The 13615-nt window shown below is 45.9% G+C and carries 10 protein-coding genes; 7 read left to right on the plus strand and 3 right to left on the minus strand.

All coding sequences use genetic code 11. The features are described from left to right. Window positions 1–82 precede the first annotated feature (82 nt). The 4 genes from GGU45_RS20705 (at window position 83) to fbaA (ending at window position 2907) form a co-directional block, all read left to right on the plus strand. Window positions 83–226 (plus strand): hypothetical protein, encoded by a 144-nt coding sequence (locus GGU45_RS20705; protein WP_435228039.1) that lies wholly within the window; start codon window positions 83–85, stop codon window positions 224–226. A gap of 35 nt (window positions 227–261) precedes the next feature. After that, window positions 262–474 (plus strand): hypothetical protein, encoded by a 213-nt coding sequence (locus GGU45_RS20710; RefSeq protein ID WP_435228041.1) that lies wholly within the window; start codon window positions 262–264, stop codon window positions 472–474. A gap of 142 nt (window positions 475–616) precedes the next feature. Then, on the plus strand, window positions 617–1744 hold the full coding sequence (locus GGU45_RS20715) for a hypothetical protein (protein ID WP_435228043.1): 1128 nt from the start codon (window positions 617–619) through the stop codon (window positions 1742–1744). 92 nt (window positions 1745–1836) lie between these two features. After that, a complete protein-coding gene (gene fbaA, locus GGU45_RS20720) occupies window positions 1837–2907 on the plus strand; it encodes a class II fructose-bisphosphate aldolase (protein WP_435228044.1) in 1071 nt (356 codons plus the stop codon). Window positions 2908–3148: 241 nt separating this feature from the next. On the opposite strand, the gene GGU45_RS20725 is transcribed toward fbaA, so the two are convergent. Beyond that, complete coding sequence (locus tag GGU45_RS20725; protein WP_435228046.1) at window positions 3149–6487, minus strand: DEAD/DEAH box helicase; 3339 nt, start codon at window positions 6485–6487, stop codon at window positions 3149–3151. 194 nt (window positions 6488–6681) lie between these two features. On the opposite strand from GGU45_RS20725, the gene GGU45_RS20730 reads away from it, so the two are divergent. Then, window positions 6682–8121: a S41 family peptidase gene (locus GGU45_RS20730; RefSeq protein ID WP_435228048.1), complete on the plus strand. Its 1440-nt coding sequence runs from the start codon at window positions 6682–6684 to the stop codon at window positions 8119–8121. 80 nt (window positions 8122–8201) lie between these two features. On the opposite strand, the gene GGU45_RS20735 is transcribed toward GGU45_RS20730, so the two are convergent. Beyond that, entirely contained in the window at window positions 8202–8591 is a 390-nt protein-coding gene (locus tag GGU45_RS20735) for a septal ring lytic transglycosylase RlpA family protein (protein ID WP_435228050.1), read from the minus strand. A 407-nt stretch (window positions 8592–8998) separates the two neighbouring features. Then, window positions 8999–9598 carry a Crp/Fnr family transcriptional regulator gene (locus GGU45_RS20740; protein WP_435228052.1) on the minus strand — a complete coding sequence of 200 codons (600 nt, stop codon included), beginning with the start codon at window positions 9596–9598 and terminating at the stop codon, window positions 8999–9001. Window positions 9599–9689: 91 nt separating this feature from the next. On the opposite strand from GGU45_RS20740, the gene GGU45_RS20745 reads away from it, so the two are divergent. Both GGU45_RS20745 and GGU45_RS20750 read left to right on the plus strand, forming a co-directional pair. Further along, window positions 9690–10922 carry an isocitrate dehydrogenase (NADP(+)) gene (locus tag GGU45_RS20745; protein WP_435228054.1) on the plus strand — a complete coding sequence of 411 codons (1233 nt, stop codon included), beginning with the start codon at window positions 9690–9692 and terminating at the stop codon, window positions 10920–10922. A 96-nt stretch (window positions 10923–11018) separates the two neighbouring features. Next, entirely contained in the window at window positions 11019–13250 is a 2232-nt protein-coding gene (locus tag GGU45_RS20750) for an alpha-amylase family protein (protein WP_435228056.1), read from the plus strand. The last annotated feature ends 365 nt before the right edge of the window (window positions 13251–13615 follow it).

Consider the following 13615-nt stretch of genomic DNA (forward strand, 5'->3'; position numbering starts at 1 on the left):
TTTCAGAAATTTCAATATTTTTCATCCCGGATACAATAACCAAAAGGTTATTATATTTGTATTGCAGAAAAACCCATGAAAAATGACAGCAAATGAACTCAAACAGCTGCTTGAAGAGGAGAAAAGAGCGTTGGAAAAATTTATCGCGGTGGCAGAAAAATTCAACCTCGATCCGGATTTCATAGAGGAACAAAAAAATTTCTACTTGAAAGGATCTTTGAGTTGATGGAAGATATAAAAAATATTAATTAAATCATTTTTATGCTTAAAAAGGAACTAGAAGCCTTATTTATTATTACAAATAAGAAAGCTTTCACAGCCGGTTTAGATAAGCTGTACGATAAATACAAAAATGATCCCAAAGCAATAAAAGAGATCTCTGTCTATATAAAAAGCGGACTAAAGGACGTAGGCAAACGGCTGGATGATATTCAGCAGGAAATAGGTGTAAAACAGAAATTGGCAAAAATATAGGCTCCGTTACTATCGGTTAATACGGAAAACCGAGTACTCTGTAATGCGCGATAACCTGAATCGTGATGTGGCTGCGATACCTGTTAGTGAGTTATAATCCTTTAAAATTTGATATTTTACATGGGTTATTTTAAATTGCTCCATGGATTCATCGCTTATCAACGAACTGAACGACAAACCATCGCGCAAAAAATTGCTGTACCCGGTAAACCCGGAGCTTTCGGCTTACCTCAAGCACCAGGGGCGGGAAGTAAAACTGCCGGTGTCGCACCGGGACCTGCTCAATTTTACCTGGTCCATCCCCATCAAAGACCGGGACGGCAATTATACGCATTGGGAGAAGGCTATTTATGATAAGCGCGACTGGGATTTTCTGAAAGAAGGGTTGGTAAAGATTTATGCGATCCTGAAAACAGAGGGTGATATGAGTTTTGCCGACCAGCTGGACGTGGCCCGTATCGATTATTGCAATTTTGGCAATTCGCTGCCCTTCCGCGTCCGCATCATTAATAAGTTCAATGCCAATTTTGATCACTATTATATGAAGATCACGGATGCTTCCCGCATTTACGGACTGGAAATGGAGCATATCCTCTCCCCCAACCGGATCACATTTTATACCGATGGCGGTACGCTGGTAGAAGAACATATTCCCGGTTTGCCGGGGGATGTATTCCTCAACCAGTACCTGGACCTGCCCGAAACCAATAAAACCCGTTTTGCAAAGGAGTTTGTAAAATTCAACGAGCGGTGTTTTGTACGCCTGCTGGGCGATATGCGCAGTTACAATTTTGTTATTGTGAGTACGCCAGATATAGAGGGCTACCAGTACCGCATCCGGGCAATCGACTTTGACCAGCAAAGTTATGAAGGGCGCAAAAGTCTGTACATGCCGCAGTTTTTTAAGGAAAACAACCGGTTTGTTCAAACAGTCCTCAGTCACCTGAATAAGGAATCTATTGAGCAATATAAAGCCGAAGAGCGATCGGCCATGGCTTTTAGGGTGGCTGCCGGCCGTTTCCGGTTGATGGAGCTGCTCAATATCATGTCGCGGGACAGCATCTCCCCGCTTGTAAAACAAAAACAACTGGCGGAGCAACTCAATCAGCATTTTCGTACTGCGGCCTTCAACCGTTGCAATTCGATGGGGCAGATCTTAAAACTGCACCTGAAATATATGCTCCGCGAAAACCTGAAACTGATCCAGGAAAAAACGAGATCCCTTAAAAAGCCCGTTTTTCAACCCATGTCGAGGAGCAACAGAAAATAAACAATTAGCGGAAATAGTAGATAATTTCTCAGGAATAGTTAACTTAGCGCCTCGAAAAGCAAAAAATACAGTTGTTCTTAAAATTTTAATGAATGAGTAAATACAGAGCCGGGGTTTTATTTGGCAAAGAGCTGGAAGACCTCTACAACGACGCAAAAGACAATAAGTTTGCATTACCAGCGGTAAACGTAGTGGGCACCGACAGTGTAAATGCTGTTTTAGAAACCGCAGCAAAAGTGAACTCTCCTGTAATGATCCAGTTCAGCAACGGCGGGGCTCAGTTCTTTGCCGGCAAAGGCATGCCGAACGACCAGTTACAAGCCAATATTTCCGGTGCCATCAGCGGCGCTATGCATGTGCACAACGTGGCCAAGTACTATGGCGTTCCCGTGGTATTGCATACGGACCATGCTGCTAAAAAATGGTTACCCTGGATCAGTGCGCTGATTGATGCAGGTGAACAATTTCATAAAGAAAAAGGCCAGCCGCTTTACAGCTCGCACATGCTGGATCTGAGTGAAGAGCCCATTAATGAAAATATTGAAACTTCTGTGGAGTTTTTCAAACGCATGGCGCCCCTGGGCATGAGCATTGAAATTGAGCTGGGCGTTACCGGTGGTGAGGAAGACGGTGTAGACAATACAGATGTTGACAATTCCAAACTATACACGCAGCCCGAAGATGTGGCACAGGCTTATGAAGCCTTAAGCAAGGTGGGCAACCTGTTTACCGTTGCTGCGGCATTTGGTAATGTGCATGGCGTTTACAAACCGGGTAATGTGGTGTTAACTCCTACTATCCTGGATAACAGCCAAAAGTTCATTCAGCAAAAATTTGGCACGGCTTCCGACAAGCCGGTTTACTTTGTATTCCACGGCGGCAGCGGTTCCGAAAAAGCCAAGATCACTGAAGCTATCGGTTACGGAGCCATCAAAATGAACCTGGATACCGATATGCAGTGGGCATTTGCTGAAGGCGTATTTGATTACTACAAAAAGAACGAAGCCTATCTGCAGGGCCAGCTGGGCAACCCCGAAGGTGAGGACAAACCCAACAAAAAGTACTATGATCCCCGCGTATGGTTGCGCAAGGGAGAGGAAACTTTTGTAAAACGTTTGGAAGAAGCCTTTACCGATCTGAATTGCATCGGCAGAAACGCATAGGACATATCTTAGTTTTTATAGGTCCCTGCTCCTTTGGGAGCGGGGATTTTTTGTGGCCTCAGCGGCGAACATGCCGCAAAATCACGAAGGTTCAAAGAAGCACGAAGCAATATAGTCTCATTGTTTAGGTATGTGACCGTAGTTGCCACTGAAGCACAGAGATTGGCAAATTGCTAAACGGGTTTCTTCAGTAAAAATCGAGTATAGAAAATCCTTCTGTGCTTCAGTGCCTCAGTGGCATCTACAAAATCTTCAAGAGCTCTGTCTTTGACAAGGTTTTGAAAAAAGAGGCTTCTGTTGTAATTAAACCCTGCGCCAGCTGTTTTTTCTTCTGCTGAAGCCGCACAATTTTTTCCTCAATCGTATTGGTACATATAAGTCGCACCGCAATGATGTTTTTGGTCTGGCCAATGCGGTGACTTCTATCGATAGCCTGATTTTCAGCTGCCGGATTCCACCAGGGATCTACCAGGTATACATAATCCGCCTCCGTAAGATTCAAACCCACCCCTCCTGCTTTCAGGCTGATCAAAAACACGCGCACGCTTTCATTGGTCTGAAAATGATGAACCTTATCGCCCCGGTCTTTTGTTTGCCCGGTCAGGTATTCAAATGCAATGTTCCGCTGTTCCAGTTCCGCTTTAATCAGATCTAACATACCCACAAACTGCGAAAACACCAGGATTTTATGCTCTTTGGATTTGCTTTCGATCTGCGCCGCCAATACCTCAATTTTAACAGCGTGTGCTCCGGAATGGCCTTCCTTCAGCAATACCGGCGCATTACAGATCTGCCGGAGCTTTGTTAAACCCGTCAGCACATGCATACTGTTTTTCCGGATGGCTTCCTCATCAGTTGCTGAAATAAATTCCCGCAGTTCCCGCTCGTAGTGGTCATATACCCTGCGCTGTTCCGCATTCATTTCACAATAGATGACCATTTCCGTTTTTTCCGGCAGTTCCCTGGCCACCTGTTTCTTTGTTCTCCGCAAAATAAAGGGTTGTATTTTTTGCCGGAGCTCTACAGCCCGTTTGCTATATTCAAATTTATCAATGGGTATAGCATAGATATCCCTGAAATGCTGCTTGCTCCCCAGCAACCCGGGGCAGGCAAAGGATAATTGCCCATACAGGTCGAAGCTGTTGTTTTCAACGGGTGTGCCCGTCAGTACAATTTTATTCCTCGATTGCAGGAGCCGGGCCGCCTTATACCGTTCTGAAGCGGGGTTCTTGATGGCCTGCGATTCATCGAGGAAAATATAATTGAACCGGAATGCTTTCAGAAGCCGGATATCAGAAACCATCATTCCATAGCTGGTTAATACTACTTCATAGCCCTTCAGGGCATCCACCGTTCGCTGTCGTTCTGCACCATAGTGCAGCCCTACTTTCAGCGAGGGCGCAAATTTTTGCAGTTCCTCCTGCCAGTTAAATAATAAGGAAGTAGGCGCCACCACCAGATTGGTTTGGTGTCCATACTTTTCGCGTTGCGATAAAATGAACGCAATAATCTGCAGGGTTTTCCCCAGCCCCATATCATCTGCAAGACATCCGCCAAAATTGAATTGATCCAAAAAGCACAGCCAGTTCAATCCTTCAAGCTGGTAATCTCTCAGCCCGGCTTTTAAGTCTGCGGGAACGGGTGTATCAGGAAGTTTCCCAACGCCGTAAAAGCTGCGGGTATACGATTCGATTTCTGTTACCAGGGATTCACTGAGGGCTTCCGCCTCAAATAAATCCTGTATTTCGATAAAGCTGATTTTGGGGATTTTCAGTAATTCCCCATCAATATCTGCAGCGTTGAAATACCGCGTCAGCCTACCGATCCATTCATCCGGGAGGATGCCCAGGGTGCCATCATCCAGCTGTACAAACTTTCTTTTATTGCGGATGGCGCTGTGCAACTGCTTTAATGAAGCCTGCTGTTTGCCAAAGGAGGCTTTTAAACGGGCGTTAAACCAGTCGGTACCGCTATTAACTTCAATGGTTATTTTTGCCCGGTGACCATTGAGCTTATTATTCTTTAGCTCATTAAAACCAAGTATGGTAATACCCTCTTTGCGCCATGTTTCAAAGGCTTTTAAAAACCATTGATCATCTAAAAACTGGTCTTTGTGCAAATAAAAGTATTCATGCGCTTCGATCTGTTTTGCAAAATCGGCATGCTGCTCCATTATCAATGCCGTTAGGCGGATCTCGGCCTCCTGGTTGCGCTCAATTTTAAACGTATTTCCATTTTGGTCGGTATCAAACAACTGTTTCCGGGAGTACACCGGCACTTCTACCGGGCCGTATTTCATTACAGGAGTAATGGCAACAAAATTACCTTCCTGCTGCAGGTAAACGATCTGTTCGGTACGATAGGATTTTTCGGCCAGCTGCGCCGGTGTTGCCGTATGAATATAGCTGTAGTGGATATGTACCCGTTGCTCCAGAGGCCCCAGCACCGTTTGGAGAAAGGTTTCATATTGCGAAGCGTGAATCAGCAGACGCTCATTATGCGCTTTGAAAAACTGAACCAAGCGAAGCAGATCCGGGTCGGCGATCAGGCTCCATCTGCCCCGGTGGCATAAAAAATACGCATCCCGGATCACTGCGTTTTTTAGCGGGAGTGTTCCATCATCAAACAGCAGCTCACCGGTTATTTCGTAAAATGGTTTTTTCCGGAATACCATCAGCTGTATTCCGGCGTTTAATATTTCCAGGCTGACGGGCTGCAGGGATTTGGCTGCAATGGTTTCCGATACCTCCCGGTTGTGATGGTATACCTCCAGCTCCACCGGGTTTTGAACAATCTGCTTCAATGCTTCCAGTTCCATAATACCGTTCAAGTCCGCGTATTTATTTTGAAAAGTGGTGATGGCCGTATAAAATTTAATTGTCGCCGCATCTTCCGTCTTCCAGATGTATTGCAGCGGATCCAGGTTACTAACGGGGCTTTTGATCTTCCCGGTCTGGGTACGGCCGGCTTCCATCAGCAGCAGGTTCAGTCGATTGGAGTAGCGATGTTTGGTGAGCACCAGGATCGGTTTTCTATCGGCATCCGCTGCAGCCCGGTCTTTTATACCAGATCCCCGTTGAGGCAGCAGGGCTTTTTTAAAATCCGGCTCATCAATTGGAAGGATCTCCTTAATGCTGGCTTCAATATGGAGCCGGGCATCGCGAAATGTCAGCTGAAAATAATGGTCGAAGTCTGGTTCGCTTTCGAGGCCATACCGCTTCGCTGCAGGTAACAAAACCTGGCGCCGGAGCTCCGGATCAAAGAATACCCGGTAATTTTTTTGTTCCAGGATACAGTAAATAACGGTTGCCTGGTGTATGCAGAGCCGGCCGGTATCGTTAATGCAGGGGCAGGAGGTTACCAGGGAATTATCCGCCTGGCTAACCGCCACTCCCGGAAAGCTGGTTGTAGAACTGCTTTTGGTAAATACGCCGGTATTAAGCTCCAATGAGACCGGGTAGATATCCCGCAGATCACCGGCCTCCATAAAACCGGCACCCTGCGTATGTTTCAATATATCATACACAGTGAGGGTGCTGATGGTCTTATTGAACAATGTGTAAACGCCTGGTATGGTCATATAAATCAGGTGTAAATTTTCCGGCTTGTAAAAGTAGAAAAAAACCGGGAAGGTTTAGCCTTGTTTTAACAGGAACCAGGCGGCAACGGGATAAAGATCCCGCGGGAGATTTGTATATTTATACTGAGCAAAGACGAAGTAGTCTGGTAAAACAAATCCTTTTTTCATCAAAAGCTGCATTTAACCAAAATAAAATGATAAAATACACTGCTGTACTGCTACTGTTATTATGGAACTCACTTCTTTATGCACAGCAGCCAAACCGGACCGAACAACAGCAAGTCCTTTATCAATTACTGGCAGCGCAACATGCCCCGGCTGATCTCAAAGCTGATGTAGACACTGTATACCGGGTACTGAATCAAAATCACCCCAACCTTTATGCTTATATCTCCCCGGAAAAATTAAAACAAAAGTTCGATAGCTTAAAGTTCGGGCTTACAACCCCGCTTACCAGCCTGCAATTCCGCTCCCCCCTTATGGCGGTGCTGAGCCAGATTGGTGACGGGCATATAGAGTTAACGCAGGATATCTCCTTTATTGATGGCCAGGAGGCGGCCGATGTAGCCCCCTACAATGAAGATTATGTACGCCCAATTATGCAGTTGCGGCTAAAGATCATCGACAACCGACTGCTCTTGTATAAAAATTATTCGCGGGACACAACCATCAGGCCCGGTGCCGAAATTTTGTCCATTGATGGCCGGCCGGCTTCAGAAATCATCCGGAAATTATTGAGCACCTATATGACTTCCGATGGATATAACACCACCTACAAATACCAGCTGCTTAACAATGGCCAGTTTTGCAATGCCGCCCGAATGGCCTTCGACTATGGAGACACGGTACGCTACCTGATCCGCCAGGATGGCAAAACAACTGGCCACCGGATCACAAGGAGACCGGAAGCCGGTTTGGCTTTTGAAAATGAAGACCCCTCTAAAAATTTTGATGATGAGTTTCGCATAAATGGACCGGGTGCACCGATGGTACTTACCGTAGGACGCTTTGCAAAAAACGACCAGGATCAATTTTACAGATCGGCTTTTAAAGCTGCAGCTCAGCAAAAAGTGGGCACATTGATCATTGATCTGCGGAATAACCCCGGGGGCGATCTGGACCATTTAAAAAAATTATATGCCTTCTTAATTGACACTCCCAGCTATTTGATCCGGATCGGAGCTTCAAAACCGGGATCCGTGATGGATAGCTTAATGAAGCATGATGCAGGCTACCGGCGTGCAGTTGCCGATCTGGACAAACCAGTGCTGCCGGCAGACAGTTTCGGGTTTAGGGATAAGATTTATGTATTGATCAATGGCGCCAGTTTTTCTGCGGCCAGTATGCTGCCTGCAAGACTAAAGGGATTAAAGAATGTAACGCTTGTGGGCAGCGAAACGGGGGGCGGCAGCCATGGCGGCACAGCGGTATATTATTATACAGGCATGCTGAAGCATACAAAACTAAAATTCAGACAGGGGTTGTTGCCGATTGTGGTACCGGGTTCCCAGTCTGCAAAAGGCCGGGGCGTAATGCCGGATGAGGAGACCCGATACCAGCTATCCGACTACCTGGATAAAAAAGATCTTGAAATGGAATGGGTATTCAGGGAGATCGGGTATCAGCCAAAATAGTGCCCATAATGAGGTTGCAACAGCAAAAAAAAAACCGCTCCCAAAAGAGAGCGGTCGCTGATATAAAAAAATTTCAACCCTTACAGTGTTTTATCATCGTTATCAGGGTCCTTCCCGTCTAAAACATAGACTTTTACAGGAACCACACCCGAATGAACGGAAGCTATTTTCTGGAATGCAGACCTGCTGAGATCAACCCGGCCCTTTATGTGAGGCGCCATCCGGTCGTTTACCACTACTTCTACCTTTTTACCAGTGCTCTTGTTTATCACCAGTAAACGAGTGCCCAATTTATAAATGTTAGAAGCGGCGGTTAAAAGATGGTCCCAGTAAGTTTCGCCGGTAGCGGTCTTACGTCCATTAAAACTTTTGCTGTAAAATGATGCTTTTGCATTGGTTCCTCCTCCGTTTTGGGAGAAGCCGGCCAGGGAAATGGCCATTGCGGTTACAAAGATTATAACTCTCTTCATGTAACAGGTTTAAGTTAAACAATAGCTTCCAAAGAATTTGTTTCAGTGGAAGTTTGAACGCAGTTTCCATGCGGAAACTGTGAACTTTTTTTGAACGGCCTCCCGGCCTGTTCTACTGAATTACACGAACTGGTTGCCAAACCAGAAACGCAAGAAAGATGCAAAGGTAAGGTGTTTTTATAGAAAATCCAAGCAGAAACGCTAACAACTGTTCACAATTAATGCACAAAATAGACATTTTCATTAATATGAAATGACCGTTTAAAAAGAGGTTTTTACAACATTATTATCATAAAACACTGGTAACTAAATACATAAATTTATTTATATACAATAAAAATTGATCAAAATGGCAACCTTCTCTCCGGATGTAAAAAAATGATAAAAAAGATCCCTTGACCGGAGTTTTAATGCTTTTGCCGCGTAAGATGCTTAAACCGGCTAAAGGTTTCGGGTTTAATATTCAGATAGGAAGCCAGGTATTTTTGAGGTACCCGTTGCAATATTTCGGGGTATTTATCTACAAAGCTCAGGAAGCGCTCGCGGGGAGTTTGCCGGATAAGGCTAAACTGCCATTTGTCTTTCAGCACCATCGTATGCTCGGTTACCCGGCGCCCCAGACGCTCCATATTATGACTGGAGGCAAATACGTGCTCCAATGCCTGGTATTGCATGCTCAGCACGGTTGCGGGCTCTATTGCATCAATAAAATATTCGGAAGGCGTACGGGTATAAAAAGATTCCTGGCTTGAGATCAGGTGCCCTTCGATGGATATTTGTACAATAATTTCGTCTTTGTCCTGCACATAATACTTTCGCAACGTGCCCTTCTTGATGAAGTTCATATACCCTTCCACCTCCCCTGCCCGGGTCAGGATGTCCTTTTTATTAAAGGTTCTTACCTGGATGGCAGGAAGCATAATTTGTTTTACTTCATCGGGTGAAAGCAGTACAAATTGCCTCAGAAAGGTTACAAAGTCATCAATATCGGTTAGGGTTGCGTTCATACGCAAATGTACCGCTAATTCTGTTGAAAAAATTCTATTAAATCGTTAGATTTGCGACCGTCACTTTTTATTATAAAATCAAAATAAGATCATGGCCCAGAAAATTAAAGTAGCCAACCCGGTTGTGGAACTGGATGGAGATGAGATGACAAGGATTATTTGGAAATTTATCAAAGACAAATTGATTCTTCCCTATATAGATGTGGATATTAAATATTATGACCTGGGCGTGGAGCATCGCGATGCTACGGATGACCAGGTAACTATTGATGCTGCCAATGCCATCAAGGAATATGGCGTGGGTATCAAATGTGCCACTATTACGCCGGATGAGGCGCGTGTAAAAGAATTTAGCCTGAAGCAAATGTGGAAAAGCCCGAACGGTACCATCCGTAATATCCTGGATGGTACGGTATTTCGTGAGCCAATCGTAATCAGCAATATCCCCCGCCTGGTAACCAACTGGACGGCCCCTATCATTGTAGGACGTCATGCCTTCGGCGACCAGTATCGTGCTACTGATACCGTGATCAAAGGCAAGGGCAAACTGACCATGACCTTTACCCCGGAAGATGGCGGTGAGCCACACACTTTTGAGGTATACAATTTCAAAGGCGATGGTGTGGCTATGAGCATGTACAACACCGATGAAAGCATTAAAGGTTTTGCAAGAAGCTGTTTCAATATGGCGCTGAGCAAGAAATGGCCTTTGTACCTTTCTACAAAAAATACCATCCTTAAAAAATATGATGGCCGCTTTAAAGATATTTTCCAGGAGATTTATGAAAATGAATTCAGGGCCGAGTTTGATAAAGCAGGCATCACTTACGAACATCGCCTGATCGATGATATGGTGGCCAGCGCGCTTAAATGGAACGGCAACTTTGTATGGGCCTGTAAGAACTACGATGGCGATGTACAGAGCGACACCGTAGCACAGGGCTTTGGTTCCCTGGGGCTGATGACCTCCGTACTGGTAACGCCTGATGGCAAAACACTGGAGGCGGAAGCAGCACACGGTACCGTAACCCGCCACTACCGCGATCACCAGCAAGGCAAACCCACCAGCACCAACCCCATCGCCAGCATTTTTGCCTGGACAAGAGGATTGGCTTTCCGCGGTAAGCTGGATGCCAACCAGGAGCTGATCGATTTTGCAAATGCACTGGAAGCGGTTTGTATTGAAACCGTAGAGCAGGGTAAAATGACCAAGGACCTGGCGGTTTGTATCCATGGCTCCAAAGTAACACACGGTGAGCACTATTTGTATACCGAAGAGTTCCTGGAAGCTATTGACGAAAATCTGAAGAAGAAACTGAACTAACCCGGTTCTTTTCAATAATTAATAAAAAGCACGCTGTAACAGGCGTGCTTTATCGTATCTTGCCGGGTTCCAACAATAATGCCCAATACAATAAATATGATCAAAACCGTTGCTTTAATAACAGTACGTATTTTTTTTGCAGGCATCTTCCTGCACATTGCCAGCTCATCGATCCATGGACAATCCCTCCCCGTATGGACAGAAAATAAAAATAGCTTTTCGGGGAACGATTGGCTGGTAACGCCGGTTACAGCAAAAGCTGTGGTTTATAAAAGCAGTGATGGAAGAGATATCGTCCTCAATAATGGGCTGGTGCAGCGCCGGTTTCGCCTGCAGCCCAATCTTGTGTGCATCGATTATAAAAACAAGATCAATGGTCAGCAATTGCTCCGCTCGGTGAAGGCAGAGGCAAGGCTAACGATCAATGGCAAGCCCTACAATGTAGGAGGGCTATATGGGCAAAAAGAAAATGCCTACCTGCTTCCCTCCTGGGTAGACGGACTGAAAAAAGGAGCTTCGGATTTTGAATTCGTTTCGAGCAAGATCACGGAGCTGGCGCCCTATTTAAATCCCCGTTCACCGTTTTGGGCTACCAACAAACGGGCAGCTGCCGGAAAAACGCTGCAGTTTAACTTCCGATCTCCCCTGCCTGAATTAAAGGGCATCGAGGTTGAAATCAATTATGAACTTTATGATGGGCTTCCGCTGATCGTAAAATGGCTCCAGATCAATAACCGGTCTGGCCAGCCTGTCCATATCAACAAAGTGGTTAATGAAATCCTGGGAATGGTTGAAGAAGAAAGCGCCGTGGTAGGCAGTCCCACGCAGATGAAAAAACAGTCGGGGCTATATATTGAGTCCAATTATGCGTTTAACAATGCGATGCGTTATGACCTGAGCGATCAGACCACCCATTGGAAAACCGACAGCCTCTATACATCGCAGGTTAACTATAATTATGAAACACCCTGCCTGCTGGAAGTGTACCCGGAATACGGCCCGGGCATTGATCTGGCTCCGGGCGATAGCTTCAAATCGATACGAACCTACGAGCTGGCCATGGATCGGTACGACCGGCAGCGCCGGGGCATGGCCATCCAGAAAATGTACCGTACGGTAGCGCCCTGGACTACGGCCAATCCTATATTTATGCACGTTGTGAGCAAAAATGATGCGGAAGTAAGAAATGCAATTGACCAGTGTGTGCAGACAGGTTATGAGGCATTGATCCTGAGCTTTGGCAGTCATATCAACATGGAGGACAACAGGGAAGCCAACCTGGCCCGTTGTAAGGCCCTGGCAGATTATGCCCATCAGAAGGGGATAAAAATTGGTGTATACTCACTCTTCAGTTCGCGCAGGATCAGCGAAACGGATGATGTTATTAACCCCCTGACCGGCAAAACCGGTGGTGCCTTTTTTGGCAACGCTCCCTGCTTTGGGAGTAAGTGGGGCTTAAATTATCGTGATAAGATCAAACAGTTTTATACCGTTACCGGGTTCGACATCTGGGAAAATGACGGTCCTTACCCCGGCGACCGCTGTGCCTCTGTTACACACCCGGGGCACAAAGGGCTGGATGACAGCCAATGGAAACAAATCGAGATCCAAAAAGAATTGTATCACTGGCTCAACAACCGCGGCGTTTATATCAATGCCCCCGACTGGTATTTCCTGGATGGCACCAATAAGATTGCCCTTGGTTACCGCGAAGGTAATTTTTCACTCCCACGGGAACAGCAAAAGATCCTGAACCGCCAGAATATTTTTGACGGCACCTGGGAAAAAACGCCTTCGATGGGATGGGGATTTGTACCGCTAACCCGCTACCATGGCGGCGGACCCGAGGCCGTGCTGGAACCACTTTCGGAACATCTGAAAGATTACGAGCAACTGATGATGCAATATTATGGCGCCGGTGTACAGGCCTGCTACCGCGGCCCCAGGTTGTACGATACGGAAACAACGCGGCAAACCGTTGCGGGAGTGATCACCTGGTACAAAAAATACCGGGAGATCCTGAATGCAGATCTTATTCACCTGCGCCGTGCCGATGGGCGCGACTGGGATGGGTGGCTGCATGTAAACCCTGCCTTAAAACAAAAAGGCCTGCTGATGCTGTTTAACCCAACCAGCCAGCCTATGAAACGGGAAATTTCTGTTCCGCTGTATTATACCGGACTCACCAAAACAGCGCGCATCCGCGAAAAAGAAGGACCGGTAAAAAGTTATACCCTTAACCGCAACTACGAAGTGACATTAACCGTTACATTGCCGCCGGACTCCTACTCCTGGTGGGTGATTGAGGGTCCCCTTCGGGGAATATAAAATATTGAATGGAAAATTTTAAATGTAAAAATACAGTTACGAAATATTTCGGGTGCATAACATTCTTACAAACCTCCCTGGCGTCAGGTTTCAACCGCAAGGTGCTAGGAATTCGCAAGGATATTTAAACAGTAGAGGCTGTTTCAAAAGTCGCTTTACAGCATGATGTCGTTCTGAAGATGTCATCCCGGGCTTGACCCGGGATCTATTCTTGTTTCGGCATCTATTGACTAACAATCATCTTTAGATGCTGAAACAATCCCGATCGCCATCCTATCGTGTGGACACATTTCTTAAAGATGGTCAAAGAACCTGGAGTTTCATAAAAGGCAAATTTACAACAACTGAATAACGAATACTTATCG

The sequence above is a fragment of the Niabella hirudinis genome, assembly GCF_051201075.1.
In the GTDB taxonomy this organism is placed as follows: Bacteria; Bacteroidota; Bacteroidia; order Chitinophagales; family Chitinophagaceae; genus Niabella; species Niabella hirudinis.

Excerpts from the sequence above, each read along its gene's own strand:
- GGU45_RS20710 (WP_435228041.1), top strand. The coding sequence starts at position 262 with ATGCTTAAAAAGGAACTAGAAGCCTTATTTATTATTACAAATAAGAAA.
- GGU45_RS20740 (WP_435228052.1), bottom strand. The coding sequence starts at position 9,598 with ATGAACGCAACCCTAACCGATATTGATGACTTTGTAACCTTTCTGAGG.
- fbaA (WP_435228044.1), top strand. The coding sequence starts at position 1,837 with ATGAGTAAATACAGAGCCGGGGTTTTATTTGGCAAAGAGCTGGAAGAC.
- GGU45_RS20715 (WP_435228043.1), top strand. The coding sequence starts at position 617 with ATGGATTCATCGCTTATCAACGAACTGAACGACAAACCATCGCGCAAA.
- GGU45_RS20730 (WP_435228048.1), top strand. The coding sequence starts at position 6,682 with ATGATAAAATACACTGCTGTACTGCTACTGTTATTATGGAACTCACTT.
- GGU45_RS20725 (WP_435228046.1), bottom strand. The coding sequence starts at position 6,487 with ATGACCATACCAGGCGTTTACACATTGTTCAATAAGACCATCAGCACC.
- GGU45_RS20705 (WP_435228039.1), top strand. The coding sequence starts at position 83 with ATGACAGCAAATGAACTCAAACAGCTGCTTGAAGAGGAGAAAAGAGCG.
- GGU45_RS20735 (WP_435228050.1), bottom strand. The coding sequence starts at position 8,591 with ATGAAGAGAGTTATAATCTTTGTAACCGCAATGGCCATTTCCCTGGCC.
- GGU45_RS20745 (WP_435228054.1), top strand. The coding sequence starts at position 9,690 with ATGGCCCAGAAAATTAAAGTAGCCAACCCGGTTGTGGAACTGGATGGA.
- GGU45_RS20750 (WP_435228056.1), top strand. The coding sequence starts at position 11,019 with ATGATCAAAACCGTTGCTTTAATAACAGTACGTATTTTTTTTGCAGGC.